Origin of the sequence: Tardiphaga sp. OK245, assembly GCF_900108575.1 — a bacterium.
Classification (GTDB): Bacteria; Pseudomonadota; Alphaproteobacteria; order Rhizobiales; family Xanthobacteraceae; genus Tardiphaga; species Tardiphaga robiniae.
Window position 1 is genome coordinate 609,467 of the sequence record NZ_FNWZ01000002.1, and the last position, 24,745, is coordinate 634,211.

Consider the following 24,745-nt stretch of genomic DNA (forward strand, 5'->3'; position numbering starts at 1 on the left):
CTTTAGGATGGTCCGGCAACCGGATCAGCCCTCGTTAAAATTTCCGCGCGATACCAAATCAGGACGCCATCATGTCTCGCCAGGACGCGAACGCCGCCTTTGCACTCTCCTCATTTCTGCAAGGCGCAAACGCCACTTACATCGACGAACTCTATGCCCGTTACGAAAAGGACCCCTCCTCGGTCGATGCCGAGTGGCAGGAGTTCTTCAAGAGCCTGAAGGACTCGCCCGCCGACGTTCAGAAGAACGCCGAAGGCCCGTCCTGGGAGAAGGCCAACTGGCCGCTGACGCCCAAGGACGACCTGACCTCCGCCATGGACGGCAACTGGGCCCAGGTCGAGAAGGTGATGGGGGCCAAGCTCGCCGCCAAGACCGCGCAGCCCGGTGCTGCGGCCCCGACCGGTGACATCAATCAGGCGACCCGCGATTCGGTGCGCGCCTTGATGCTGATCCGCGCCTTCCGCATGCGCGGCCATTTCCACGCCAATCTCGATCCGCTGGGCATCGAAGGCCAGAAGGATCACGAGGAGCTCGATCCGCGCTCCTACGGCTTCACCGATGCCGACTACGACCGCAAGATCTTCCTCGATAACGTCATCGGCCTCGAATACGGCACGCTGCGCGAGATCGTTGCGATCCTGCAGCGCACCTACTGCCAGACCCTCGGCGTCGAATTCATGCACATTTCTAACCGCGCGCAGAAGGCGTGGATCCAGGAACGTATCGAAGGCCCGGACAAGGAAATCAGCTTCACGCCGGAAGGCCGCCGCGCCATCCTCCAGAAGCTGGTCGAAGCCGACGGCTTCGAGAAGTTTTGCGACGTCAAGTTCACCGGTACCAAGCGCTTCGGCCTCGACGGTGGCGAATCACTGATCCCGGCGCTGGAACAGATCATCAAGCGCGGCGGCAGCCTGGGTGTCCGTGACATCGTCGTCGGCATGCCACATCGCGGTCGCCTGAATGTGTTGACCCAGGTGATGGGCAAGCCGCACCGCGCGCTGTTCCATGAATTCAAGGGCGGTTCGGCCAATCCGGACGAGGTCGAAGGCTCGGGTGACGTCAAGTATCACCTCGGCGCCTCGTCGGATCGCGAGTTCGACAACAACAATATCCATCTGTCGCTGACGGCGAATCCGTCGCATCTTGAAATCGTCGATCCCGTGGTGCTCGGAAAGGTCCGCGCCAAGCAGGACCAGAATGGTGATCCGCCAGACCAGCGCATTTCCGTGCTGCCTCTGCTGATGCATGGCGATGCGGCCTTCGCAGGTCAGGGCGTGGTCGCAGAATGCTTCGCGCTGTCGGACCTGAAGGGCTATCGCACCGGCGGTTCGATCCACTTCATCGTCAACAACCAGATCGGCTTCACCACCTATCCGCGCTACTCTCGTTCGTCGCCCTATCCGTCCGACGTTGCGAAGATGATCGATGCTCCGATCTTCCACGTGAACGGCGACGATCCGGAAGCGGTGGTGTTCGCCGCCAAGATCGCGATCGAGTTCCGGCAGAAGTTCCACAAGCCTGTCGTCATCGACATGTTCTGCTATCGCCGCCACGGCCATAACGAAGGCGACGAGCCGGCGTTCACCCAGCCGGTGATGTACAAGAAGATCGGCGCGCATCAGTCGACACTGGATATCTATGCCAAGCGCATCATCGCCGATGGCGTGATGACCGAAGGCGAAGTCGACAAGGCGAAGGCCGACTGGCGCGCCCGTCTCGATGCCGAACTCGAAGCCGGCGCCGGCTACAAGCCGAACAAGGCTGACTGGCTCGACGGCAAGTGGGCCGGCTTCAAATATGCCGACCAGGAGGAAGATCCCCGTCGCGGCGTGACCGGCGTCGACGTCAAGACGCTGAAGGAGATCGGCGCCAAGATCACCAAGGTGCCCGATGGCTTCCGCGTTCACCGCACGGTGCAGCGTTTCCTCGACACCCGCGCCAAGGCGATCGACAGTGGCGAAGGCATCGACTGGGCGACCGGCGAGGCGCTGGCATTCTGTACCCTGATGGAAGAAGGCCACCATGTCCGGCTGTCCGGCCAGGATTCGGAGCGCGGCACCTTCTCGCAGCGCCACTCGGTGCTGTTCGACCAGGAAGACGAAAGCCGCTACACGCCGTTCAACCACCTCAAGCCCGACCAGGGTCACTACGAGGTCATCAACTCGCTGCTGTCCGAAGAAGCCGTGCTCGGATTCGAATACGGCTACTCGCTGGCCGAGCCGAAGGCGCTGACCATCTGGGAAGCGCAGTTCGGCGACTTCGCCAACGGCGCACAGGTGCTGTTCGACCAGTTCATCTCCTCGGGTGAACGCAAGTGGCTGCGTATGTCGGGCCTCGTCTGCCTGCTGCCGCATGGCTATGAAGGCCAGGGCCCGGAGCATTCCTCCGCACGCCTTGAGCGTTTCCTGCAGATGTGCGCGGAAGACAACATGCAGGTGGTCTATCCGACCACTCCGGCCAACTACTTCCACATGCTGCGTCGTCAGTTGAAGCGTGAGATCCGCAAGCCGCTGATCGTCATGACGCCGAAGTCGCTGCTACGCCACAAGCGTGCGGTGTCGAAGCTGAGCGAACTCGGTGCCGACACCTCGTTCCACCGCGTGTTGTTCGACGATGCGGAGAAGCTGCCGGACGAGAAGATCAAGCTCACCGCTGACAACAAGATCCGTCGCGTCGTGCTGTGCTCGGGCAAGGTCTATTACGACCTCTACGAGGAGCGCGAGAAGCGCGGCATCGATGATGTCTACCTGATGCGCATCGAGCAGCTCTATCCGGTGCCGCTGAAGACGCTGGTGCAGGAGCTGACCCGCTTCAAGGGTGCGGAATTCGTCTGGTGCCAGGAAGAGCCGCGCAATATGGGCGGCTGGCACTTCATCGAGCCGTATCTTGAATGGGTGCTCAACCAGATCAACGCCACTCACAAGCGTCCGCGTTATGCCGGCCGCGCTGCTTCGGCAGCGACCGCCACCGGCCTGATGTCCAAGCATCTCGCCCAGCTCAAGGCCTTCCTCGACGAAGCGCTCGGCTAAGCCTCCATTCTATTGGCGAATGCCCCGCACCCGCGGGGCGTTCGCATATCCCCATTGATTTCAAGTTCAGGCAGGAATGACCGAGCGGGTCGCCACGCCACAAGAGGAAATAGACAATGACTGAAATTCGCGTTCCCACGCTCGGCGAATCCGTGACGGAAGCCACCATCGGCCGCTGGTTCAAGAAGGCCGGCGATGCCGTCGCCGTTGACGAGCCGTTGGTCGAACTCGAGACCGACAAGGTCACAATCGAAGTGCCCGCGCCGTCCGCTGGCGTGCTCGGCGAGATCGTTGCCAAGGACGGCGAGACCGTGGCCGTCGGCGCACTGCTCGGCCAGATCACCGATGGTGCCGGCGGCGCCAAGCCGGCTGCAGCTCCCGCGAAACCCGCTGCCCCGGCTCCGGCCGCCGCACCCGCCGCTGCTACGCCTGCTCCCGCTCAAAAGTCTGCACCCGTCGATGCGCCGCTGGCGCCGTCGGTCCGCAAGATATCGGCCGAGAGCGGCATCGATGCCGCCACCGTCCCCGGCTCGGGCAAGGATGGCCGCGTGACCAAGGGCGACATGCTCGCTGCGATCGAAAAGGCTGCGTCGGCACCCACGCCGATCAATCAGTCTGCCGCCGCCGTGCAGGTACGTGCGCCGTCACCCGCTGACGATGCTGCCCGCGAAGAGCGCGTGAAAATGACGCGCCTGCGTCAGACCATCGCGCGTCGCCTCAAGGACGTGCAGAACACCGCAGCGATGCTGACGACCTTCAACGAGGTCGACATGACCAACGTGATGGCACTGCGCTCGCAGTACAAGGATGTGTTCGAGAAGAAGCACGGCACCAAGCTCGGCTTCATGGGCTTCTTCACCAAGGCCTGCGTGCAGGCACTGAAGGATATTCCGGCCGTGAATGCCGAGATCGATGGCTCCGACCTGATCTACAAGAACTATTATCACGTCGGCGTTGCCGTCGGCACTGACAAGGGCCTCGTCGTTCCCGTAGTGCGCGACTGCGATACCAAGTCGATCTCCGACATCGAAAAAACCATTGCGGATTTCGGCAAGCGCGCCCGTGACGGCCAGCTCAAGATCGACGAAATGCAGGGCGGCACATTCACCATCACCAATGGCGGCATCTACGGTTCGCTGATGTCGACGCCGATCCTGAACGCACCGCAGTCGGCCATCCTCGGCATGCACAAGATCCAGGAACGTCCGGTCGTGGTCGGCGGCAAGATCGAGATCCGCCCGATGATGTATCTGGCGGTGTCCTACGATCACCGCGTGATCGACGGCAAGGAAGCCGTGACCTTCCTCGTCCGCGTCAAGGAGAGCCTGGAAGATCCGGCCCGTCTCGTTCTGGATCTCTGACCTCTCCTTATTCACTATTATCAACCGGTAGCGGCGACGCTGCCGGTTGATGGCCAAGAAGCCTTGATATCCGAAGCCTCGATACCTGAAGTCTTGGCACCTCAGCGAAGCTGGAGCAGGACATGACCGATAGCGTCGTCATCATCACTGGTGGTAGCCGGGGTATCGGCCGCGCAACGGCGCTCAAGGCGGCGGCACGCGGGTTCAAGGTCGTGGTCGGCTATGCCAGCAACGAAGCCGCTGCGAGCGAAGTTGTTACGAAGATCGAAGCGACCAACGGCAAGGCCATCGCCGTAAAATGCGATGTCGGTTCCGAGGCGAACATTCTCGCGCTGTTCAAGGCGGCTGACGCGTTCGGGCCACTCGGTGCGCTGGTCAACAATGCTGGCATTGTCGGCCCTTCCATCCGCGTCGATCAGATGACTGCCGAACGCATCGCCAACATGATGACGGTGAATGTCACCGGCAGCATTCTTTGCGCCCGCGAGGCCGTGAAGCGCATGTCGACCAAACACGGCGGCAAGGGTGGCGTCATCGTCAATCTGTCATCGGTAGCCGCCAAACTGGGGGCGCCGAACACTTATGTCGACTATGCCGCCTCGAAGGGCGCGATCGATTCCTTCACCATCGGATTGGGACACGAAGTCGCAGCCGAGGGCATTCGCGTTGCTGGCATTCGGCCGGGTTTGATCGATACCGATATTCACGCGTCAGGCGGCGAGCCGGACCGCGCGCATCGTCTTTCCGTCAACGTGCCGATGAAGCGCGTCGGCACTGCGGATGAAGTTGCCAATGCCATCGTCTGGTTGCTGTCGGACGAGGCTTCTTACGTAACATCCACCATTCTCGACGTGTCCGGTGGCCGCTGAGGCTCTGACACCCCATATCATCTGAAGACAATACAGGACTACATCATGGCTTCTTACGACCTCGTTGTTATCGGCACCGGACCCGGCGGTTATGTCTGCGCGATTCGCGCGGCGCAACTCGGCATGAAGGTCGCCGTCGTCGAGAAGAACAGCACGCTGGGCGGCACCTGCCTGAACATCGGCTGCATGCCCTCGAAGGCTTTGCTCTATTCGTCGGAGCTTTTTGAGGAAGCCGGCCACTCCTTCGCCAAAATGGGCATCAAGGTGTCTGCCCCGACGCTCGATCTTCCCGCGCTGATGAACTTCAAGCAGCAGGGCATCGACGGCAACGTCAAGGGCGTCGAATTCCTGATGAAGAAGAACAAGATCGATGTCGTGATGGGTACCGGCCGTGTGCTCGGCACCGGCAAGGTCGAAGTCATCGGCGCTGACGGCAAGGCCCAGACGCTGGAGACAAAGAACATCGTCATCGCTACCGGCTCTGACGTCGCGAAGCTGAAGGGCATCGAGATCGACGAGAAGCGCATCGTGTCGTCGACCGGCGCGCTGTCCCTCGACAAGGTGCCGGAGAAGATGATCGTGGTCGGCGCCGGCGTGATCGGCCTCGAACTCGGCTCGGTGTGGCGCCGCCTCGGCGCCGAAGTCACCGTCGTGGAATTCCTCGACCGTATCCTGCCCGGCATGGATGGCGAAGTCGCCAAGCAGTTCCAGCGCATGCTCGAGAAGCAGGGCATGACCTTCAAGCTCGGCGCCAAGGTCACTGGCGTCGATACGTCGGGCAAGAAACTGAAGGCGCAGATCGAGCCAGCCGCAGGCGGCGCTGCCGAATCCATCGAAGCCGACGTGATTCTCGTGGCGATCGGCCGCGTGGCTTACACCGAAGCGCTTGGCCTCAAGGAAGCTGGCGTCGAACTCGACGAGCGCGGCCGCGTCAAGATCGACCATCACTTCTCGAGCAACGTGAAGGGCGTCTACGCTATCGGCGACGTCGTCGCGGGCCCGATGCTGGCGCACAAGGCGGAAGACGAAGGCGTTGCCTGCGCCGAGATTCTTGCAGGCCAAGCCGGTCATGTGAACTATGACGTGATCCCGGGCGTGGTCTACACCACGCCGGAAGTCGCCGCCGTCGGCAAGACCGAGGAAGAGCTCAAGGCTGCCGGTATCGCTTACAATGTCGGCAAGTTCCCGTTCACCGCCAATGGCCGCTCCAAGGTCAACCAGACCACCGATGGTTTCGTGAAGATTCTCGCAGATGCGAAGACCGATCGCGTGCTCGGCGTGCATATGATCGGCCGCGAAGTCGGCGAAATGATCCACGAGGCCTGCGTGCTGATGGAATTCGGCGGTTCCGCCGAAGATCTGGCCCGCACCTGCCATGCCCATCCGACCCGCTCCGAGGCGGTGAAGGAAGCTGCATTTGCAGTAGCCAAGCGCGCTATCCATATGTGAGTCACGGCCGGCACGACGCCGGCTGGGAGACGAACACCATGATGCGACGCGTGCTGCAGCCGCTATGGTTCTTCCTCGCCTTGATCTTCCTGATCGAAGCGTGGTTGTGGGATCATCTCGAACCGGTCGTCGCGCGCATCGTTGCAGCGATACCGCTGCGCGCATTCAAGGAATGGCTGGCCGCGAGAATCGCGCGGCTGTCGCCAATGTTGACGCTGGTCGTGTTTGTTATTCCGGCGATCCTGCTGTTTCCGTTGAAACTGGCCGGCGCCTGGCTGCTTATGCATCAGTATTGGATCAGCGCTTTCGCGCTCATCGTATTCAGCAAGTTTCTCGGCGTCGGCGTCGCCGCGTTCATCTTCGATGTGACACGGCCGAAGCTGTTGCAGATGAACTGGTTTCGGAAGCTCTACGAATTCGTTCTCGACATCCGCCGCCGGGCCGGCGAATTGGTCGCGCCTGTGACGGCAAGAATCAAGGCGACGATGGCGATGTTCCGCTCCAATTCATCGTCGCGTTGGATGCGGCTGGTACAACGGCTGCGTCATCGGGCGCATTCGGCACGGTAGTAGATCGAACGGGAGAACGACTTGGCTGAACTGGCACGCATCCAGACTCCCCTTCTCGATATTGCTTATGAACATAGCGGACCGAATGACGGCCTACCCGTCCTGCTGATGCATGGTTTTCCCTATGACATCAGAGGCTATGACGACGCGGTCGCCATCATCAACGCTGCCGGCTTTCGTACCATCGTGCCCTATCTGCGTGGCTATGGGCCAACGCGGTTTCTTTCCAGCGCGACCATCCGCTCGGGGCAACAGGCCGCGCTTGGGCAAGATCTGCTGGAGCTGATGGACGCGCTGCGTATCGGCAAGGCCCTGGTCGCCGGCTATGACTGGGGCGGCCGCGCGGCCTGCGTCGTCTCGGCGCTATGGCCCGAACGCGTGCACGGCCTCGTCAGTTGCACCGGCTACAACATCCAGGACCTGACGAATGCGGCGCGGCCGTCCGCTCCCGAGCAGGAAGCGCGACAGTGGTATCAGTATTATTTCCATACCGAACGCGGCCGCAACGGCCTGATCCAGAACCGCGACGCACTAGCCAAACTGCTCTGGAAGATGTGGTCGCCCAGCTGGGCATTCGATGACGCGACATTCGAGCGCTCGGCGTCGGCCTTCGACAACGATGACTTCGTCGATGTGGTCGTGCACTCTTATATGCACCGCACCGGCAGTGTCGCCGGCGATCCGAATTATGCTTTTCTGGAGACCCAGCTTGCGGCGCAGCCGAAGATCGATGTCCCGACTATCGTTCTGCACGGCGCTGACGATGGCATTGGACCCGTAAAGAATTCCGAGAATCACGGCCAGTATTTTACGGGCCCTTACGAGCGCCGCGTCATCGCGGGCGTTGGCCACAATGTACCGCAGGAAGCACCCAAGGCGTTTGCCGAAGCGGTCCTGCAGCTATGCCGGACCGCTTCGGCTTAAGTCATTACATGAGATGAACCGCATGCGGCGCGAACAGGCCGATCGCGGTAAAGGCGACGCCGGCAATCGCCAGTGCACCTGATACCCAGGCCAGCGCGATCATGCCGGTGATGATCGTGGCCGATGCCAGCACGATGCCGATCTGGAATGCGGCGGAGGCCACTTCATAGTGATGATAACGCGCCATTGCGAGGTCGCGCGCATGCTCGGCTTCCTTGGCACGGGCAGCGAGCTGTTCGGAGCCTTCGCCGGTCTCCGGCTCGGAGCGATAACGATCCGCGGTCTTCTTCCAGTCGTCGATCTGCTTGGACAGTGCGGCCTTGGCGGCATCGTCACCCATCAGGCCGAGGCTGAGCCTGGCCTGATCCGACGTCGCCTGAACGACGGTGCGGCGGATGCTTTTGGCCTGGAAGAACGCCCAGAGGTTGGATGCCTCGACGTTCTTGCTGATAGATTCGGTTTGCGCACCCTTGCCGAGGGTTTCCGAGAACGCCAGAAACAGCGCGATCACGGCAATCAGTAGTGCAATATTCTTGTTCGAGCCGGATGCATGCTCGGCATGCTCCGCGTGCTCCATACTTTCGTGCGCGCCCATCGTAATCCCCTCCGGTTGGTCGATGTGTCGATTTGACCGAACCGCGGCGACTTCGCAAGGGGCAGCTCATGACACTTCTACTACAGCTGGGGCTTGCCCGGCCCTACGCTCGCGGGTGTGCGGTCTTGTAGACCTCGAACAGCCGCTCGGTGTCGATGCCGGTATAGATCTGTGTGGTCGACAGCGAGGCGTGGCCGAGCAATTCCTGGATCGCGCGGAGATCACCACCGCGGGTCAGCAGATGGGTGGCAAAGGAATGGCGCAGCGCGTGCGGCGTGGCGCTGTCGGGCAGGCCGAGCGCGCCGCGCATGCGCTCCATGGTCAACTGGATGATCCGAGGGCTAAGCGGCCCGCCCCGCGCGCCGACGAACATCGGGCCATCGGCAGGGAGCGGATGCGGGCACTGCGCGGCGTAGTCGGCGATGAGCTCCAGCACATTATGCAGCACCGGCACCATACGGGTCTTGTTACCCTTGCCGTTGACGATCAGCACATCGCCCGCGCCGGCTGCCGGCACGTCGCGGCGCTTCAGGCCAAGGGCTTCGGAGATACGCAAGCCCGAACCATACAGCAATGCCATGACTGCGGCGTCGCGCGCCCAGATCCACGGATCGCGATTTTCGCCCGCGCGCTCATCCGCATCGGCGAGGCGCTTGGCCGAGACCATCTGCAACGGTTTCGGCAGGCTCTTGCCTATTTTCGGCGCGCGAATCGCGGACAACGCACCGACATTGCCCTTGCCTTCGCGCTCCAGAAAACGACCGAATGACCGTAGACCGGCCAGCGCGCGCATCAGCGAGCGGCCACCAATGTCATCGCTGCGCCGTGCCGCCATGAAGGCTCTGATATCGCTGGTTTCCAGTTTGGCGAAACGCGGTAGCGAGACGAGCGCGCCCCAGTGTTCGGCGAGAAATGTCAGAAACTGCCGGACGTCCCGCGCATAGGCTTCGAGCGTCTTTGGCGACAGCCGCCGCTCGGCGCGGAGATGTGACAGCCACCGCGCCATCTGCAGCGAGACGTCGGCATCCGCACAGATGAGGTCGATCGGCGCCGGCCCACCTGATTTGGCTTCGGCTGGTTTCTTGTCGGAAAGCTTGGCCATCGGGATGCCTTGCAGTTCGCGGTACGCGAACGGGCGGAGATTATCACACCCTGCTCGTTTCACTTTGGTGAACCGCCTGCATCGTCAATCCGGGAACCGCTTCAGGGGCTCCGCGACACCGGCCGGGAGGCCTGTTCGCGCTGCATTCATGGCCATGGCCAGGAAGGTGTAATAACCATTGATCCCGAGCAGATCGATGACGCCCTGCTCGCCGAATTTGGCGACGGCCTTGTTCCAGGTCGGATCACTCACGCGTTTGGTGCGCTGGATCTCGATCGACATGTCGTAGGCGGCCTCTTCGTCCTCGGCCATGCCAACAGGACGCCGGCCATCGGCAATCGCATCGGCTATCTCGTTGCGCAGGCCGGCCTTGATCGCGATGTCATGATGCGCAACCCACTCATATTGCTGGGTCCATTCGCGTGCGGTGATCAGGATGATCATTTCGCTGAGTCGCGGCGCCAGTACGCTCTTGAACCTGAGATGATCGCCCATCGCCTTGGCGCGGAGCATCACTTCCGGGCTGCGAATCAGCGGCACGAAGGGGCCTCGGACTTCATAGCCCCGGCCGCCGGAGAACTCCTCGGCAGCTTTCTTCTGCGCTTCGGTGTATTTGTCGGCCGGGATCGGCGGCATCCGGTCCTGCGCCAGCGCAGGTATCACGACGGCAGAAAACATGACCAATGAGGCGATTGCCCCGGCGAGCCTGTGGCGCATGATGTTTCTCCCTGCGGGTTCTTGTTCTTGTTTCATTGTCGTGGCCGCCGATCGGTCATAAGACCGGCCATCCGGCGGACACTGGTCCGGACCGCACCGCGAGCTTAGGTTAGCGGATACCCCATTTCGAGTCTGATTCCGCCGATGGACGAAGCTGCGCGCACCAAAACATCGTCTGGCGTCGTTGACGTGCTGGTGCCGGTCGCGCTGAACCAGGCTTATTCCTATCGCGTGCCTCGTGGCCTCGATCTGCAGCCCGGCGATGTCGTCAGCGTGCCACTCGGCGCCCGCGAGGTGATCGGCGTGGTCTGGGCAGAAAATGCCAATCCCGACCCCCGCCTGCACAACCGCCTGAAAGAGGTTGGCGAGAAATTCGATGTCCCCCCGCTGAAGCAGGAATTGCGCAGCCTGGTCGACTGGGTGGCGAATTACACTTTGTCCGCGCGCGGCATGGTCATGAAGATGACTCTGCGGATGGGCGAGCACCTCGGCCCGGAGCGAGTGCGCATGGGCGTCCGCCTGGTCGGCGAAGTGCCCAAACGCATGACCTCGGCACGCGCACGGCTGATCGAGATCCTGTCGGACGGCCTGCTGCACGCGAAGTCTGAGGCAGCCAAGGAGGCCGGCGTCAGCGCAGGCGTAATCGACGGCCTCGTCGATGAAGGCACGCTTGCTATTGAAGCCATGCCCCGCGCGCTGCCGCCGCCAGCGCCTGATCCCACCTTCGCCGAACCGGACTTTTCAAACGATCAGGCCGTCGCGGCCGAGGCGATGCGGACCTTCGCCGCCAAGGGGGATTTTCACGCCGCTTTGCTCGACGGCGTCACCGGCTCCGGCAAGACCGAGGTGTATTTCGAGGCGGTTGCCGAGGTGATCAGGCGCGGCGAACAGGTGCTGATCCTGATGCCCGAAATTGCGCTGACGGGGCAATTCCTGGAGCGCTTCTCAAAACGCTTCGGCGTGCGGCCGCTGGAGTGGCATTCCGAACTGACACCGCGCACCCGCGCGCGCAACTGGGCGTCGATCGCCAATGGCGAGGCCCATGTCATCGTCGGTGCGCGTTCGGCGCTGTTTCTGCCTTACGCGAAACTCGGCCTGATCATCGTCGATGAGGAACATGACCAAGCCTACAAGCAGGACGAAGGCGCGCATTACCACGCCCGCGATATGGCGGTGGTGCGGGCGTCGATTGCGAAGATCCCCATCGTGCTCGCTTCTGCCACGCCATCGGTCGAGTCCGAGGTCAACGCGCGCAAGGGGCGCTATCAGCGCATCGCTCTGCCATCGCGCTTCGGCGGCCAGCACATGCCGCATATCGAGGCCATCGACCTGCGCCGCGAAGGGCCGATGCGCGGCCGCTTCATCGCACCGCGCCTCGCCGAGAAAATCCAGATCGCCATCGAGCGCAAGGAACAGGCGTTGCTGTTCCTCAATCGCCGGGGCTATGCGCCGCTGACGCTATGCCGCGGCTGCGGACACCGGTTTGCCTGCACGATCTGCGATGCGTGGTTGGTCGATCATCGCTTTCGGCAGCGGTTGGTGTGCCACCACTGCGGTTTCTCGATGCATCGCCCGCATCAATGCCCGCATTGTCAGGCCGAAGAATCGCTGGTCGCCGTCGGGCCCGGCGTCGAGCGCTTGCAGGAGGAAGCGGCGAGCCTGTTTCCGGATGCGCGCACCATGGTGCTGTCGAGCGATCTTATTACGTCGATCGATGCGATGCGCACGGAGCTGGCCGAGATCGCAGAGGGCCGTGTCGATGTCATCATCGGCACGCAACTCGTGGCCAAGGGCCATAACTTCCCGCGGCTCAATCTGGTCGGCGTCATCGACGCCGACCTGGGCCTCGGCAATGGCGATCCGCGCGCCGCGGAGCGCACCTATCAGATGCTCAATCAAGTCATCGGCCGCGCTGGACGTGAACAGGGACGCGGCGTCGGCTATCTGCAGACCCATCAGCCGGAGCATCCGGTGATGAAGGCGCTGATCGCAAACGACCGCGAAGCGTTTTACGCCAGCGAGATCGAGGCCCGCGAGCGCGCGGGCTATCCACCCTTCGGCCGACTGGCGAGCCTGATCATCTCAGGCGGCGACCGGCCAACCACGGAGGGCTATGCGCGCAAGCTCGCCGCCGTAGCGCCGATCGACGAGCGCATCATGGTGCTCGGCCCCGCCGAAGCACCGCTCGCCGTGATCAAGGGTCGCTATCGCTTCCGACTGCTGGTGAAGTCGGCGCGCAATGTCGACCTGTCGCACTATCTCCGCGACTGGCTGGCGCACGGCCCAAAGCCTACAGGCAACCTAAAGCTCGAAGTCGATGTCGATCCGCAGAGCTTTCTTTGAGCTTCGTCATTCCGGGGCGCTTGCTCTTGCGGGCGAAGCCGTAATGAATGACAGCGTGAACTGACAACGCAAAACAAAAAAGCCTGCTGTCTTTTGATGACAGCAGGCTCTTTTACTCAACGCTTACTCTACTCAATACACACACAACGCTACTGAACTTGGAAGATCAGGGACGCGACGCGTTTGTCTTGCTTACATGACTTCCGCAACGACACGGCCGACACCACGGCCGGTCAGACCGATCGCGCTCGCTGCGCCCTTGGAAAGGTCGAGCACCCGGCCACGGATGAACGGGCCGCGATCGTTGACGGTGACGACAACGCTGCGACCGCCGTGGGTGACGCGGAGCTTGGTGCCGAACGGCAGCGAACGATGCGCGGCGGTCATCGCATTCTGATTGAAGCGCTGACCCGACGCAGTGCGGCTGCCGGACTCATTGCCGTAATAGGACGCAACACCTGAGAAGCTGCGGCCGCCGGTCGAAGGCGCGATCGACGCATTGGCATCGAACAGCGACGGCGAAGCCTTGGCGACGTGATGGTGCTTGTGGTGATGGCGATGGTGCCGGGATTTGGCCGAAGCCTCAGAAACCGTTCCCCCGAGAACAAGAGCGGCAGTCATGACAGCGATTGCCGTACGCGGCCGGGCGATAGCGCCCAGCGTCGATTTTCCGTAACGCAGCATAAGTTGTTGTCCCTCAGACAGTATTGCCACAAATGTGGCAAGTGGACCCCCGTCCCAATTTCATTGGCTGAGCGTTTGACGAGGTAATGAGGCGTAAAATAGGCAACGCAATCGTTCCATGACCAGATGAAATATCTTGTGATGGAACAGAACATGCCTAATGAGCCGCTTTAATGAATTTTTAACTATTAAATATACTGCACATTACATAACTATACTGAATAGCTAAGTGATCGCCGTGCATGGATAGCATTCGATAAGTAAATGTTAAGCAGTCCGAAACGGTGACATGAAACACGCACGCCGCGCTGCCCGCCGCGATTTCAATTGCCGACTCACCGTACTCGACGTTGCGTGATTCAAAAGAATCGGCACCGTGTACCGTCATGCGGAATAAGAAATTCCGCCTCGGAGATGGACGATGAAACACTCCGTCAGCGACCCGATTGGCGCGTCACATCTCCCTGAAATGATTCTTTGCGAGGGCCTGCGACAAGGCATCATCAAACGCTTTCGTCGCGTTGCACCAGCGCGCGGGCTATGTTAGCAAAGCCGCGATTTGAACGGGTCACGACATTTTATTGTGACCTAAAAATCGAAGTCCCGCTTGAATTCCAAGGACTTGGATCGCTAGGCGCCACATTCAGGCGATAGTTATTCCCTTGCGAGTTTGACAGCCTGAAGAGCGCAATTCGTGGCAACACAAGATCCGTCGGTTTCGGGAATGTCCGGTCGTTATGCAACGGCTCTGTTTGAGCTGGCGCGTGACGAAAAGTCCGTCGATGCGGTGAAGGCCGATCTCGACAAATTCGCAGCGATGCTGGCCGACAGCGCCGACTTGGCGCGACTGGTTCGCAGCCCGGTGTTCTCTGCCGAGATTCAGGGCAAGGCCCTCGCTTCGGTTCTGGAGAAAGCCGGAATTACCGGCATCACCGCCAACTTCCTCAAGGTCCTCACCGCCAACCGCCGCCTGTTCGCCATTGGTGACGTGGCGCGCGGCTTCAATGCGCTGGTCGCCAAGTTTAAGGGCGAAGCTACGGCTGACGTCACCGTCGCCGAGCCGCTCAGTGACAAGAATCTCGACGCTCTCAAGACCGCGCTGAAGTCAGTGACGGGCAAGGACGTCGCGCTCAACGTGAAAGTCGATCCGTCCATCATCGGCGGGCTTGTCGTCAAGCTCGGCAGCCGCATGGTGGACAGCTCGCTTCGCACCAAACTCAACTCGATCAAGCACTCGATGAAAGAGGCAGGCTGATGGACATCCGCGCCGCAGAAATTTCCGCGATCCTCAAAGACCAGATCAAGAATTTCGGCCAGGAAGCTGAAGTTTCTGAAGTCGGACAGGTGTTGTCCGTCGGCGACGGCATTGCCCGCGTCTACGGCCTCGACAACGTCCAGGCCGGCGAAATGGTCGAATTCGAGAACGGCACCCGTGGTATGGCGCTGAACCTCGAAACCGACAACGTCGGTGTCGTTATTTTCGGCGCTGACCGCGAAATTAAAGAAGGCCAGACTGTTAAGCGCACCCGTTCGATCGTGGACGCGCCGGTTGGCAAGGGTCTCCTCGGCCGCGTGGTCGACGCGCTCGGCAATCCGATCGATGGCAAGGGTCCGATCCAGGCCGACAAGCGTATGCGCGTCGACGTCAAGGCACCGGGCATCATTCCGCGCAAGTCGGTCAACGAGCCGATGGCAACCGGCCTGAAGTCGGTCGACGCTCTGATCCCGGTCGGCCGTGGCCAGCGCGAGCTGATCATCGGTGACCGTCAGACCGGCAAGACCGCAATCGCACTCGACACCATTCTAAACCAAAAGTCGCTGAACGTTGCTGGCGCTCCCGAGAGCCAGAAGCTGTACTGCGTGTACGTCGCCGTTGGTCAGAAGCGTTCGACCGTCGCTCAGTTCGTGAAGGTGCTCGAAGAGCAGGGCGCGATGGAATACTCCGTCGTGGTCGCCGCGACCGCTTCAGATCCGGCTCCGATGCAGTACATCGCGCCGTTCACCGGCTGTACGATCGGCGAATTCTTCCGCGACAACGGCATGCACGCTGTCATCATCTATGACGATCTCTCCAAGCAGGCCGTCGCTTACCGTCAGATGTCGCTGCTGCTGCGTCGTCCGCCGGGCCGCGAAGCTTATCCGGGCGACGTGTTCTATCTTCACTCGCGTCTGCTCGAACGCGCTGCGAAGCTCAATGATTCCCAGGGCAATGGTTCGCTGACGGCGCTGCCGGTCATCGAAACCCAGGCCAACGACGTGTCCGCCTACATTCCGACCAACGTGATTTCGATCACTGACGGTCAGATCTTCCTTGAAACCGATCTGTTCTTCCAGGGCATCCGTCCTGCCGTGAACGTCGGTCTGTCCGTGTCGCGCGTCGGCTCCGCCGCGCAGACCAAGGCGATGAAGAAGGTCGCCGGCAAGATCAAGGGTGAGCTCGCGCAGTACCGCGAAATGGCGGCCTTTGCGCAGTTCGGCTCGGACCTCGACGCGTCGACCCAGCGCCTGCTGAACCGCGGCGCGCGTCTGACCGAACTCCTGAAGCAGCCGCAGTTCTCGCCGCTGAAGATGGAAGAGCAGGTTTGCGTGATCTGGGCCGGCACCAACGGCTATCTCGACACTCTGCCGATCGCCAAGGTTCGGGGCTTCGAAGACGGTCTTCTGTCGCTGCTGCGCGGCAAGAACGTTGAGATCCTCAACGCGATCCGCGACAGCCGCGATCTCAAGGATGACGTCGCCGCCCAGCTCAAGGCCGTCGTCGAAGGCTTCGCGAAGACCTACGCTGCTTAATACTGTCAATGAATGGCCGGCTCCCGCCGGCCATTCGCGTTGATGTCCGGCACGAGGTCGGGCGTTTCGAACGAGAGGTTCGCGATCGGCCAAACGGCCAGATCGCCGGGGTGGACTAAGAATGGCCTCACTTAAAGACATGCGCGTCCGCATCGCCTCGACCAAGGCGACGCAGAAGATCACCAAGGCAATGCAGATGGTCGCAGCGTCGAAGCTGCGTCGTGCGCAGACCGCTGCCGAAGCTGCACGTCCTTACGCCGAGAAGATGGATACCGTGATCGCCAGCATTGCCGGCGCTACAACGGCAGGCTCCGGTCCGGCGCTGCTCGTCGGCACCGGCAAGGATCAGGTTCATCTGCTGCTGGTCTGCACCGGCGAGCGTGGCCTGTGCGGCGCTTTCAATTCCTCGATCGTCCGTCTGGCGCGCGAACGCGCACTGGCGCTGATGAACCAGGGCAAGACGGTCAAATTCTTCTGCGTTGGTCGCAAGGGCTACGAGCAACTGCGCCGTAATTTCGACAAGCAGATCGTCGGTCATCTCGAATTGCGTTCGGTGCGTCAGCTTGGCTTCGTCAATGCCAACGACATCGCCAAGAAGGTTCTCGAACTCTTCAACACTGGCGAATTCGACGTCTGCACGCTGTTCTATTCGCGCTTCAAGTCGGTGATCGCGCAAATCCCGACTGCCCAGCAGATCATTCCCTTGGTAGTCGAGGCGCCTAAGGCCGATGCCGGCCCAACGCCGAGCTACGACTACGAGCCCGCCGAGGATGAGATCCTCGACGGCCTGCTGCCGCGCAATCTGGCGGTGCAGATCTTCCGCGCTCTGCTGGAGAACAACGCTTCGTTCTACGGCGCGCAGATGAGCTCGATGGACAACGCTACGCGCAACGCCGGCGACATGATCCGCAAGCAGACATTGATCTACAACCGCACCCGCCAGGCGATGATTACGAAGGAGCTGATCGAAATCATCTCCGGCGCCGAGGCGATCTAATAACAACCTTCCGGCCTCATGGGCCGCCGTTCAAGTTTCGGACTTCCGAGTCCTTGAAGTTTATGGAGAAGTTTTTATGGCCGCATCCGCCAACCAGACCGGACGTATCACCCAGGTCATCGGCGCCGTCGTCGACGTGCAGTTCGAAGGTTACCTGCCCGCAATTCTGAACGCGATCGAAACCAAGAACGGTGGCAACCGCCTGGTTCTCGAAGTCGCCCAGCATCTCGGCGAATCGACCGTCCGCACCATCGCGATGGACACCACCGAAGGTCTGGTCCGCGGTCAGGAAGTCACCGACACTGGCTCGCCGATCCAGGTTCCCGTTGGCGTCGGCACCCTCGGCCGTATCATGAACGTGATCGGCGAGCCGATCGATGAAGGCGGTCCGATCGCTTCGGAAGGCAACCGCGCTATCCATCAGGAAGCGCCGATGTATACCGAGCAGTCCACCGAGGCTGAAATTCTCGTCACGGGCATCAAGGTCGTCGATCTGCTTGCGCCTTACGCCAAGGGCGGCAAGATCGGCCTGTTCGGCGGCGCCGGCGTCGGCAAGACGGTTCTCATTCAGGAACTGATCAACAACGTCGCGAAGGCGCACGGCGGCAACTCGGTGTTCGCCGGCGTCGGCGAGCGTACCCGCGAAGGTAACGATCTCTATCACGAGTTCATCGAATCCAAGGTGAACGCCGATCCGCACAATCCGGATCCGGCCGTGAAGTCGAAGTGCGCTCTCGTGTTCGGCCAGATGAACGAGCCTCCGGGCGCCCGCATGCGCGTTGCTCTGTCCGGTCTGACCGTCGCCGAGCACTTCCGCGATCAGGGCCAGGACGTGCTGTTCTTTATCGACAATATCTTCCGCTTCACCCAGGCAGGTTCGGAAGTGTCGGCGCTGCTCGGCCGTATTCCTTCGGCGGTGGGTTATCAGCCAACGCTCGCGACTGACATGGGCGCGCTGCAGGAACGTATCACCACCACGCATAAGGGTTCGATCACCTCGGTGCAGGCCATCTACGTTCCGGCCGACGACTTGACCGATCCGGCGCCTGCTACCTCGTTCGCCCATTTGGACGCGACGACCGTGCTCAACCGTGCGATTTCGGAAAAGGGCATCTACCCCGCAGTGGATCCGCTCGACTCCACCTCGCGCATGCTGTCCCCGCTGATCGTAGGCCAGGAGCACTACGAGACCGCGCGTATGGTTCAGCAGGTGCTGCAGAAGTACAAGTCGCTGCAGGACATCATCGCCATTCTCGGCATGGACGAACTGTCGGAAGAGGACAAGCTGGCCGTGGCCCGCGCCCGCAAGATCGAGCGCTTCCTGTCGCAGCCGTTCTTCGTCGCTGAAATCTTCACGGGTTCGCCGGGCAAGTTCGTCGAGCTCGCCGACACCATCAAGGGTTTCCGCGCGATCTGCGAAGGCAAGTATGATCATCTGCCGGAAGCCGCCTTCTATATGGTCGGCGCGATCGAAGAAGCCGTCGAGAAGGGCAAGAAGCTGGCTGCTGAAGCGGCATAAAGTTCTTACCCTCCCCCCGCGCGAAGCAAAGCTTCGCTAGGCGGGGAGGGTCGGCGCATTTGCGCCGGGGTGGGTGTGCCACAAGCGCCTTCGCCCTTGGTTACCCCCCTCCCCAACCCTCCCCCGCAAGGGGAGGGAGCAGTCAGCGGATAACGACATGGCCACGTTCCACTTCGATCTCGTCTCACCGGAAAAGCTCGCTTTCACAGGCGAAGTCGAGCAGGTCGATATCCCGGGCGCCGAGGGTGATGTCGGCGTGATGGCCGGCCACGCACCTGTGGTGATTGCGTTGCGTCCGGGCATTATGACTGTCACCAACGGTGGCAAGCATGAGAAGATCATTGTGCTCGGCGGCCTTGCCGAAGTCTCGGACAAGGGCTTGACGGTTCTTGCTGACGTCGCAACCTCAATCGCCGAGCTGGACCGCGAAGCTTTCGCCAAGGACATCGCGGAGATGGAAGAGAAGCTGGCCGAGAAGGAAGGCTCCGCTCTGGACCGTGCCATCGAGCGTCTCGACCACTTCAAGGTCATCCAACAGCACATCACCTCGACGGCGATGCACTAAGCGCTATAGCCCGGGTAGCGCTTCGTTTCGTCAGGGCTTCGCCTCAGACAAATTTCGCAAAACTCTCGGCCACGGCGCGATAGACCTCTCGCCGGAACGGCACCACGAGATCCGCGACGCGATCCAGCCGCTCCCAACGCCAGGCGTCGAATTCAGGCGGCTGGTCATTGCGCGGCGTGAGCGGATCGACTTCGGCATCATCCCCGGTGAATTTCAGCGCAAACCACTTCTGCCGCTGCCCGCGGAACTGCGCAAAGCGATGGCTGGGGTTCTCGAACGGGATGAAGTCGTAGGTCATCCAGCCGGTCTCGCCGAGATAGTCGGCATGGCTGACGCCAGTCTCTTCCCATAATTCGCGCATCACGGCGACGCGAGGATCTTCGTCGGGATCGATACCACCCTGAGGCATCTGCCATTCCAGGCCCGGCAGGATGATCTCTGGCCCGTCATCCTTGAAACGGCGGCCGATCAGAACTTTGCCGTCGGCATTGAACAGTGCGACGCCCACATTGGGGCGATAGGGCCGGTTGTCCGTCATTCCAGTACTAGCCGTCCGCCAGACCGGCAAATTCCTTCACCACCCGCTCATAGACGGGGCGCTTGAACGGCACGATCAGCTCCGGAAGGTTCTTCATCGGCTCCCAGCGCCAATTGATGAACTCGGCCTTGTGGCCACCCGGGGGATGCGTGACGTTGATTTCCTTGTCATCGCCGGTGAAGCGTACGGCGAACCATTTCTGCCGCTGGCCGCGATAGCGACCCTTCCAGGCCCGCCCGGCCACCGTGCGGGGAATGTCGTAGATCAACCAGTCCGGCACTTCGCCGAGCTTCTCGACCGATTGGACACTGGTTTCTTCATAGAGCTCGCGCTTGGCTGCCTCCCAGGTGTCCTCACCGGGATCGACGCCGCCCTGCGGCATCTGCCAGACATGCATGTCATCGACGTGCTCGATACCGCCGGCACGTCGGCCGATAAAGACGAGCCCTCGCGGGTTGATCAGCATCATTCCGACGCAAGTTCGATAGGGCAGGTCTTCGTAGCGCGCCATTCCGTCAATGCCTCTCGCGTCCGTTCGAGCACTCTTTACGCAGCGATTCGACCTTGCTGAATCGCAGCGATTCGGCCGTGCCGAATTCACCCTAGCCCAAAGACGCTAGCTTGATTTTGATTTCAGCATCGCGGTTGTCAATGGCACCAGCATGACCCCGCGGCTTTCAAGGGTTTTTGCCCAGGCGCTGATACGTTCGATCGAGATCGGCAGCGCCGAAGCGACGCCGACAGCCACACCCCGCTCCTTGGCCAGCCCCTCGAGCCGCGCCAGCGCCTTGTCGATGTCTGCGGAGGTCGGGACCGCGTCGATGGCGACATCGGAGCGTGCGAAGGGCATGCCCTGCCCTTCGGCGGCTGCGGCGGCAACGCTGCGCGGCGTCGAGCCATCGTCGAACAATGCAAGCCCGCGCTTGCTGGCTTCCCGCGCAATCGGCTGCATGGCCGTGTCCGTGGCGATGAAGCGCGCGCCCATGAAATTGGCGACGCCGACATAGCCCTGGAAGCGGCTCATATGCCACATCATGCGATCGAGGTTCTGCTCGGCCGTGGCGGAGGACAACAATGTCTGCGGACCGGGATCGTTGTCGGGATAGTCGAACGGCTCCATCGGCAGCTGCAACAGCACCTCGTGGCGCTGCGCACGGGCGCGCTCGACCAGTTTGCCGGGATCCGAGCCATAGGGCGTGAAGCCCAGCGTCACGGCCGGTGGCAGCTTCATGATGGCATCGGTGGTCTTGGCTGCACCGACGCCGAGGCCGCCAATGACGATGGAAATGCTCGGCGTCTTCATCGCCCTGGCGCGCTCGGCCTCGGAACCGGCGGCATAGGCCGTCACGGGCTTCAGCGCGCCGATGGCGATCGGCACCATACCGTGGCGAGATTTCTCCAACAATTTCTGATCGATTCCCGTCATGACCGGCGGCGGCGCATCGGCCACAGCGCTGTCCGAGCCCTCGCTCGACACCACGACGTCCTTACGAGCGCCGCTGGAGCCGTCGATGATGGTAATGGTCTTCTGGCCCGGAGCCTCAGGCGCCTTGGCCGTCTCGGGCGTACCGTGCTTGACCTCGACCGGCGGTTTGGCGGCGACCTTGTCCTCGGTCGCGGCGGGCGCCTTGATCGCGACACGCGCAACCGGCTCGCCGCCCATCGGGTTATTGGTGAAGATGGCAACACCGAGAAAGCCGAGCAGCAGCAGGGCAAGGATCGTGGCAAGCGCCTGCGTTCCGGAAAAAGGCAGCCGGAACTGACGCTTACGTTTCGATTTCTGTCCAAGCGGGGCGCTTAGATCGTCCGCCGACACTGCCATGAATCTCCCGAATCAACCGACCGGACAATAACACGCCCGGTCGTGGCCACGGCAGCCGGAAGGACATCGGATCCCTTTGGGAGGATTCCAACAAAAAGGGCGACCCGAAGGCCGCCCTTTCCGCAGAATTGATGCGTACTCGCCGATCAGTTCGACTTGGCGGCCGGCTTATCGTCTGCTGGCTTGTCCGCAGCAGCAGCGGCTCCCGGCGGCGGCGTGATGATTGCGTTCGACGTCACCTTAATGCCATGGAGCAAATCAGCAGCAGCCTTCAGCGCCTTGTCATTCTTGGCATCCGGCGGCACGTAGGACTGCGAACCGGTCTTCTCGTCGCCATCGTTCTTCAGATGGCCACGGAGCGAAGCCTCGCCCTTGATGTCGCGGGACTTCAGCTCATCCGGCACGTCCTGCACGATTTCGATGTCCGGGACGATGCCCTTGGCCTGGATCGACTTTCCCGACGGCGTGAAGTAACGCGCCGTGGTCAGACGCAGCGCACCGTTGCCGGAGCCCAGCGGGATGATGGTCTGCACCGAGCCCTTGCCGAACGAACGCGTACCGATGGTGGTCGCACGCTTGTGATCCTGCAGCGCGCCGGCGACGATTTCCGATGCCGAGGCCGAACCGCCATTGATCAGCACGACCACCGGCTTGCCCTTGGTCAGATCGCCAGCATGTGCCGTGCGACGCTGGGTTTCCTCGGCGTTACGACCGCGGGTCGAGACGATCTCGCCACGCTCGAGGAATGCGTCGGAAACGGTGACGGCTTCTTCGAGCAGACCACCTGGATTGTTGCGGAGGTCGATGATGTAGCCCTTGACCTTGTCCGCGCCGATTGCCGCGGTCTGTGCCGCGATCTCGCGCTTCAGGCCTTCGGTGGTCTGCTCGTTGAAGGTCGTGATGCGGATGTAAGCGATATCGTCGCTTTCAACGCGAGCACGCACCGAGCGAACACGGATGTTGTCGCGCACGAGGGTGACGTCGAGCGGATTGTCCTGACCCTTGCGGATGATCTTGAGCTTGATCTTGGTATTGACCGGACCGCGCATCTTCTCGACGGCCTGGTTCAGGGTGAGACCCTGCACGGCTTCCTCGTCGAGGCTGGTGATGATGTCGTTGGCCATGATACCGGCCTTCGATGCCGGGGTATCGTCGATCGGCGACACCACCTTGATCAGGCCGTCTTCCATGGTGACTTCAATGCCGAGGCCACCGAACTCACCGCGGGTCTGCACCTGCATGTCGCGGAAGCTCTTGGCGTCCATGTAGCTGGAATGTGGATCGAGGCCGGTGAGCATGCCGGAGATCGCCGACTCGACCAGCTTGCTGTCGTCGGGCTTCTCGACATAGTCGCTGCGGACGCGCTCAAACACGTCGCCGAACAGGTTGAGCTGGCGGTAGGTATCCGAGGTCGCTGCGCGGGCACTGGTGCCCATGAACACGGCGCGTGGCTGAGTCACGAAGAGCGTCAAGGCGGCGCCAGTGGCAGCACTCAGCAGAATTATGGAAGTCTTGCGCATCATCCGCGAACCTTTTCGCCTTCGTTAGCGGCCCACCATGGGCCTGGATCAATGGGAGTCCCGTCTTTCCGGAACTCGATATAAAGCACAGGCTGGCTGGCATTGGCCGCAAGGACGGATGCTACCCGGGATGTTGATCCCATGACAGCGATCGGTTCCCCGGTAAGGACGAACTGACCAATGTTCACCGAAATACGCTCCATCCCGGCGATCAAGACATGATACCCGCCCCCGGCATTGAGGATCAAGAGTTGTCCATAGCTACGGAACGGACCGGAATAAACAACCCAGCCGTCACACGGTGTTGTGACCTGCGCACCCGCCCGTGCGGCCAGTGACATGCCCTTTTCGACGCCACCTACACCGTCGGAACCGCCGAAATTGCGAATTTTAACCCCGTTGACCGGAAGTGCGAGCATGCCCTTTGCCGAAGCAAAGGCGATCGCGGGACTGAACCTGCCGGGATCCTTGAAGGCGCCGATATTCGGCTTGCCGTTACTGAGCGCCGCGGGCGTGCCCTGCAGACTGGCTGTGGCTGCTGCCTTCGCCGCCGCCTTGGAGTCCTGCTCCATCTTCGCGATCAGGCCCTGCAGACTGTCGACCTGACGGGACAACGTCAGCGCGCGCGCAGCTTCCGCTTCCATGTCCTTTTCCGCAGCCGACTGCTGCTTCTGGCGCTCCTCGGTAAAGGACGCGAGGCGTGTCTGTTCTTCCTTCAGCTTGTCGCGATCGCCGGCAAGCTGATCGCGCTCGGTCGAGATCACCTTGCGCAAATTCACGAGTTCGCTGAGGTCAGCCACCAGTTGCTCGGCGCGCGCGCGCATCTCGGGCACAACGGAGCCGAGCAGCATCGCGGTGCGCAGCGACTTCAGCGCATCTTCGGGACGCACCAGCAAGGCCGGCGGCGCACGGCGACCGGCGCGCTGCAAGGCGGACAACACTTCGACGATTTCGCCGCGGCGCGATTCCAGCGTGCCGCGGATCTTCTGCTCGCGCGCATCCAGCGGCCGCAATCGTACTTCGGCATCGTCGATCCGGGTTTCGACGCCGCGGACGCGGGCGGCAATATCGATGAGCTGCTGACTGAGCTTGCCGCGATCCTGTCCGATCGCCGCGATATCGGCTTTCAATTTCGCCTGCAGCTCCGCAGCGCTCTTCTGCTGCGCGCGGACCACTTCAAGCTCCTGCTCGCGCTGGCGAATGATATCAGGCGACGGCGCATTGACCTGCTGGATCGGCGTAGCGGTTTGCGCCCAGACCGAGGTCGTCATCAAACCTGCAACAGTCGCAGGTACAAGAGTCGCTGATAGTACCATCATCGACAACGACGATACGCTCGACATCCCGCGGCG

Annotated in this window: 21 protein-coding genes; 12 read left to right on the forward strand and 9 right to left on the reverse strand. The window is 61.7% G+C overall.

Annotation, left to right across the window (positions count from 1 at the left end; all coding sequences use genetic code 11):
- Positions 1-71 precede the first annotated feature (71 nt).
- From BLW80_RS09545 to BLW80_RS09570, 6 genes are all read left to right on the forward strand, one after another.
- A complete protein-coding gene (locus BLW80_RS09545) occupies positions 72-3,029 on the forward strand; it encodes a 2-oxoglutarate dehydrogenase E1 component (RefSeq protein WP_093757752.1) in 2,958 nt (985 codons plus the stop codon).
- Positions 3,030-3,145: 116 nt separating this feature from the next.
- Positions 3,146-4,390, forward strand: coding sequence for a 2-oxoglutarate dehydrogenase complex dihydrolipoyllysine-residue succinyltransferase (gene odhB / locus BLW80_RS09550; protein ID WP_093757753.1), 1,245 nt, complete (start codon positions 3,146-3,148; stop codon positions 4,388-4,390).
- A gap of 122 nt (positions 4,391-4,512) precedes the next feature.
- A complete protein-coding gene (locus tag BLW80_RS09555) occupies positions 4,513-5,259 on the forward strand; it encodes an SDR family oxidoreductase (RefSeq protein ID WP_093757754.1) in 747 nt (248 codons plus the stop codon).
- A 45-nt stretch (positions 5,260-5,304) separates the two neighbouring features.
- Positions 5,305-6,708: a dihydrolipoyl dehydrogenase gene (gene lpdA / locus BLW80_RS09560; protein ID WP_093757755.1), complete on the forward strand. Its 1,404-nt coding sequence runs from the start codon at positions 5,305-5,307 to the stop codon at positions 6,706-6,708.
- A gap of 38 nt (positions 6,709-6,746) precedes the next feature.
- Positions 6,747-7,277: a hypothetical protein gene (locus BLW80_RS09565; RefSeq protein ID WP_068730456.1), complete on the forward strand. Its 531-nt coding sequence runs from the start codon at positions 6,747-6,749 to the stop codon at positions 7,275-7,277.
- A gap of 30 nt (positions 7,278-7,307) precedes the next feature.
- Positions 7,308-8,201 carry an alpha/beta fold hydrolase gene (locus BLW80_RS09570; RefSeq protein ID WP_244528178.1) on the forward strand — a complete coding sequence of 298 codons (894 nt, stop codon included), beginning with the start codon at positions 7,308-7,310 and terminating at the stop codon, positions 8,199-8,201.
- Between the two features lie 4 nt (positions 8,202-8,205).
- Here BLW80_RS09570 and BLW80_RS09575 read toward each other — a convergent pair whose 3' ends face one another.
- The 3 genes from BLW80_RS09575 to BLW80_RS09585 form a co-directional block, all read right to left on the reverse strand.
- On the reverse strand, positions 8,206-8,796 hold the full coding sequence (locus BLW80_RS09575) for a DUF4337 domain-containing protein (RefSeq protein WP_068730131.1): 591 nt from the start codon (positions 8,794-8,796) through the stop codon (positions 8,206-8,208).
- Between the two features lie 103 nt (positions 8,797-8,899).
- The gene (locus BLW80_RS09580) at positions 8,900-9,898 is read right to left on the reverse strand and encodes a tyrosine recombinase XerC (protein ID WP_093757756.1); all 999 of its coding nucleotides are present in this window, start codon (positions 9,896-9,898) and stop codon (positions 8,900-8,902) included.
- A gap of 84 nt (positions 9,899-9,982) precedes the next feature.
- Positions 9,983-10,615, reverse strand: a complete 633-nt coding sequence (locus tag BLW80_RS09585; RefSeq protein ID WP_170849622.1) for a carboxymuconolactone decarboxylase family protein — start codon at positions 10,613-10,615, stop codon at positions 9,983-9,985.
- A 144-nt stretch (positions 10,616-10,759) separates the two neighbouring features.
- Here BLW80_RS09585 and BLW80_RS09590 point away from each other — a divergent pair, with 144 nt between their 5' ends.
- On the forward strand, positions 10,760-12,958 hold the full coding sequence (locus tag BLW80_RS09590; protein WP_089263251.1) for a primosomal protein N': 2,199 nt from the start codon (positions 10,760-10,762) through the stop codon (positions 12,956-12,958).
- Positions 12,959-13,150: 192 nt separating this feature from the next.
- On the opposite strand, the gene BLW80_RS09595 is transcribed toward BLW80_RS09590, so the two are convergent.
- The gene (locus tag BLW80_RS09595; RefSeq protein WP_089263249.1) at positions 13,151-13,642 is read right to left on the reverse strand and encodes a septal ring lytic transglycosylase RlpA family protein; all 492 of its coding nucleotides are present in this window, start codon (positions 13,640-13,642) and stop codon (positions 13,151-13,153) included.
- A gap of 694 nt (positions 13,643-14,336) precedes the next feature.
- On the opposite strand from BLW80_RS09595, the gene BLW80_RS09600 reads away from it, so the two are divergent.
- The 5 genes from BLW80_RS09600 to BLW80_RS09620 all read left to right on the forward strand — a co-directional run bounded on the left by BLW80_RS09600 (position 14,337) and on the right by BLW80_RS09620 (position 19,513).
- Positions 14,337-14,897 carry a F0F1 ATP synthase subunit delta gene (locus tag BLW80_RS09600; RefSeq protein WP_089263247.1) on the forward strand — a complete coding sequence of 187 codons (561 nt, stop codon included), beginning with the start codon at positions 14,337-14,339 and terminating at the stop codon, positions 14,895-14,897.
- Complete coding sequence (gene atpA, locus BLW80_RS09605) at positions 14,897-16,432, forward strand: F0F1 ATP synthase subunit alpha (RefSeq protein ID WP_068730144.1); 1,536 nt, start codon at positions 14,897-14,899, stop codon at positions 16,430-16,432. Before BLW80_RS09600 ends, atpA begins: the two co-directional genes overlap by 1 nt.
- A gap of 121 nt (positions 16,433-16,553) precedes the next feature.
- Complete coding sequence (locus BLW80_RS09610; protein ID WP_068730146.1) at positions 16,554-17,429, forward strand: F0F1 ATP synthase subunit gamma; 876 nt, start codon at positions 16,554-16,556, stop codon at positions 17,427-17,429.
- 76 nt (positions 17,430-17,505) lie between these two features.
- Positions 17,506-18,948, forward strand: coding sequence for a F0F1 ATP synthase subunit beta (gene atpD / locus BLW80_RS09615; RefSeq protein ID WP_089263243.1), 1,443 nt, complete (start codon positions 17,506-17,508; stop codon positions 18,946-18,948).
- Positions 18,949-19,105: 157 nt separating this feature from the next.
- A complete protein-coding gene (locus BLW80_RS09620) occupies positions 19,106-19,513 on the forward strand; it encodes a F0F1 ATP synthase subunit epsilon (protein WP_093757757.1) in 408 nt (135 codons plus the stop codon).
- A gap of 43 nt (positions 19,514-19,556) precedes the next feature.
- On the opposite strand, the gene BLW80_RS09625 is transcribed toward BLW80_RS09620, so the two are convergent.
- The 5 genes from BLW80_RS09625 to BLW80_RS09645 form a co-directional block, all read right to left on the reverse strand.
- Positions 19,557-20,051: an RNA pyrophosphohydrolase gene (locus BLW80_RS09625; protein ID WP_093757758.1), complete on the reverse strand. Its 495-nt coding sequence runs from the start codon at positions 20,049-20,051 to the stop codon at positions 19,557-19,559.
- Positions 20,052-20,058: 7 nt separating this feature from the next.
- Positions 20,059-20,562 (reverse strand): RNA pyrophosphohydrolase, encoded by a 504-nt coding sequence (locus BLW80_RS09630; protein WP_089263237.1) that lies wholly within the window; start codon positions 20,560-20,562, stop codon positions 20,059-20,061.
- Positions 20,563-20,667: 105 nt separating this feature from the next.
- Positions 20,668-21,873, reverse strand: a complete 1,206-nt coding sequence (locus tag BLW80_RS09635; RefSeq protein ID WP_093757759.1) for a divergent polysaccharide deacetylase family protein — start codon at positions 21,871-21,873, stop codon at positions 20,668-20,670.
- A gap of 146 nt (positions 21,874-22,019) precedes the next feature.
- Complete coding sequence (locus BLW80_RS09640) at positions 22,020-23,396, reverse strand: S41 family peptidase (protein WP_093757760.1); 1,377 nt, start codon at positions 23,394-23,396, stop codon at positions 22,020-22,022.
- Complete coding sequence (locus BLW80_RS09645) at positions 23,393-24,712, reverse strand: murein hydrolase activator EnvC family protein (protein ID WP_502688597.1); 1,320 nt, start codon at positions 24,710-24,712, stop codon at positions 23,393-23,395. Before BLW80_RS09645 ends, BLW80_RS09640 begins: the two co-directional genes overlap by 4 nt.
- Between the last annotated feature and the right edge of the window lie 33 nt (positions 24,713-24,745).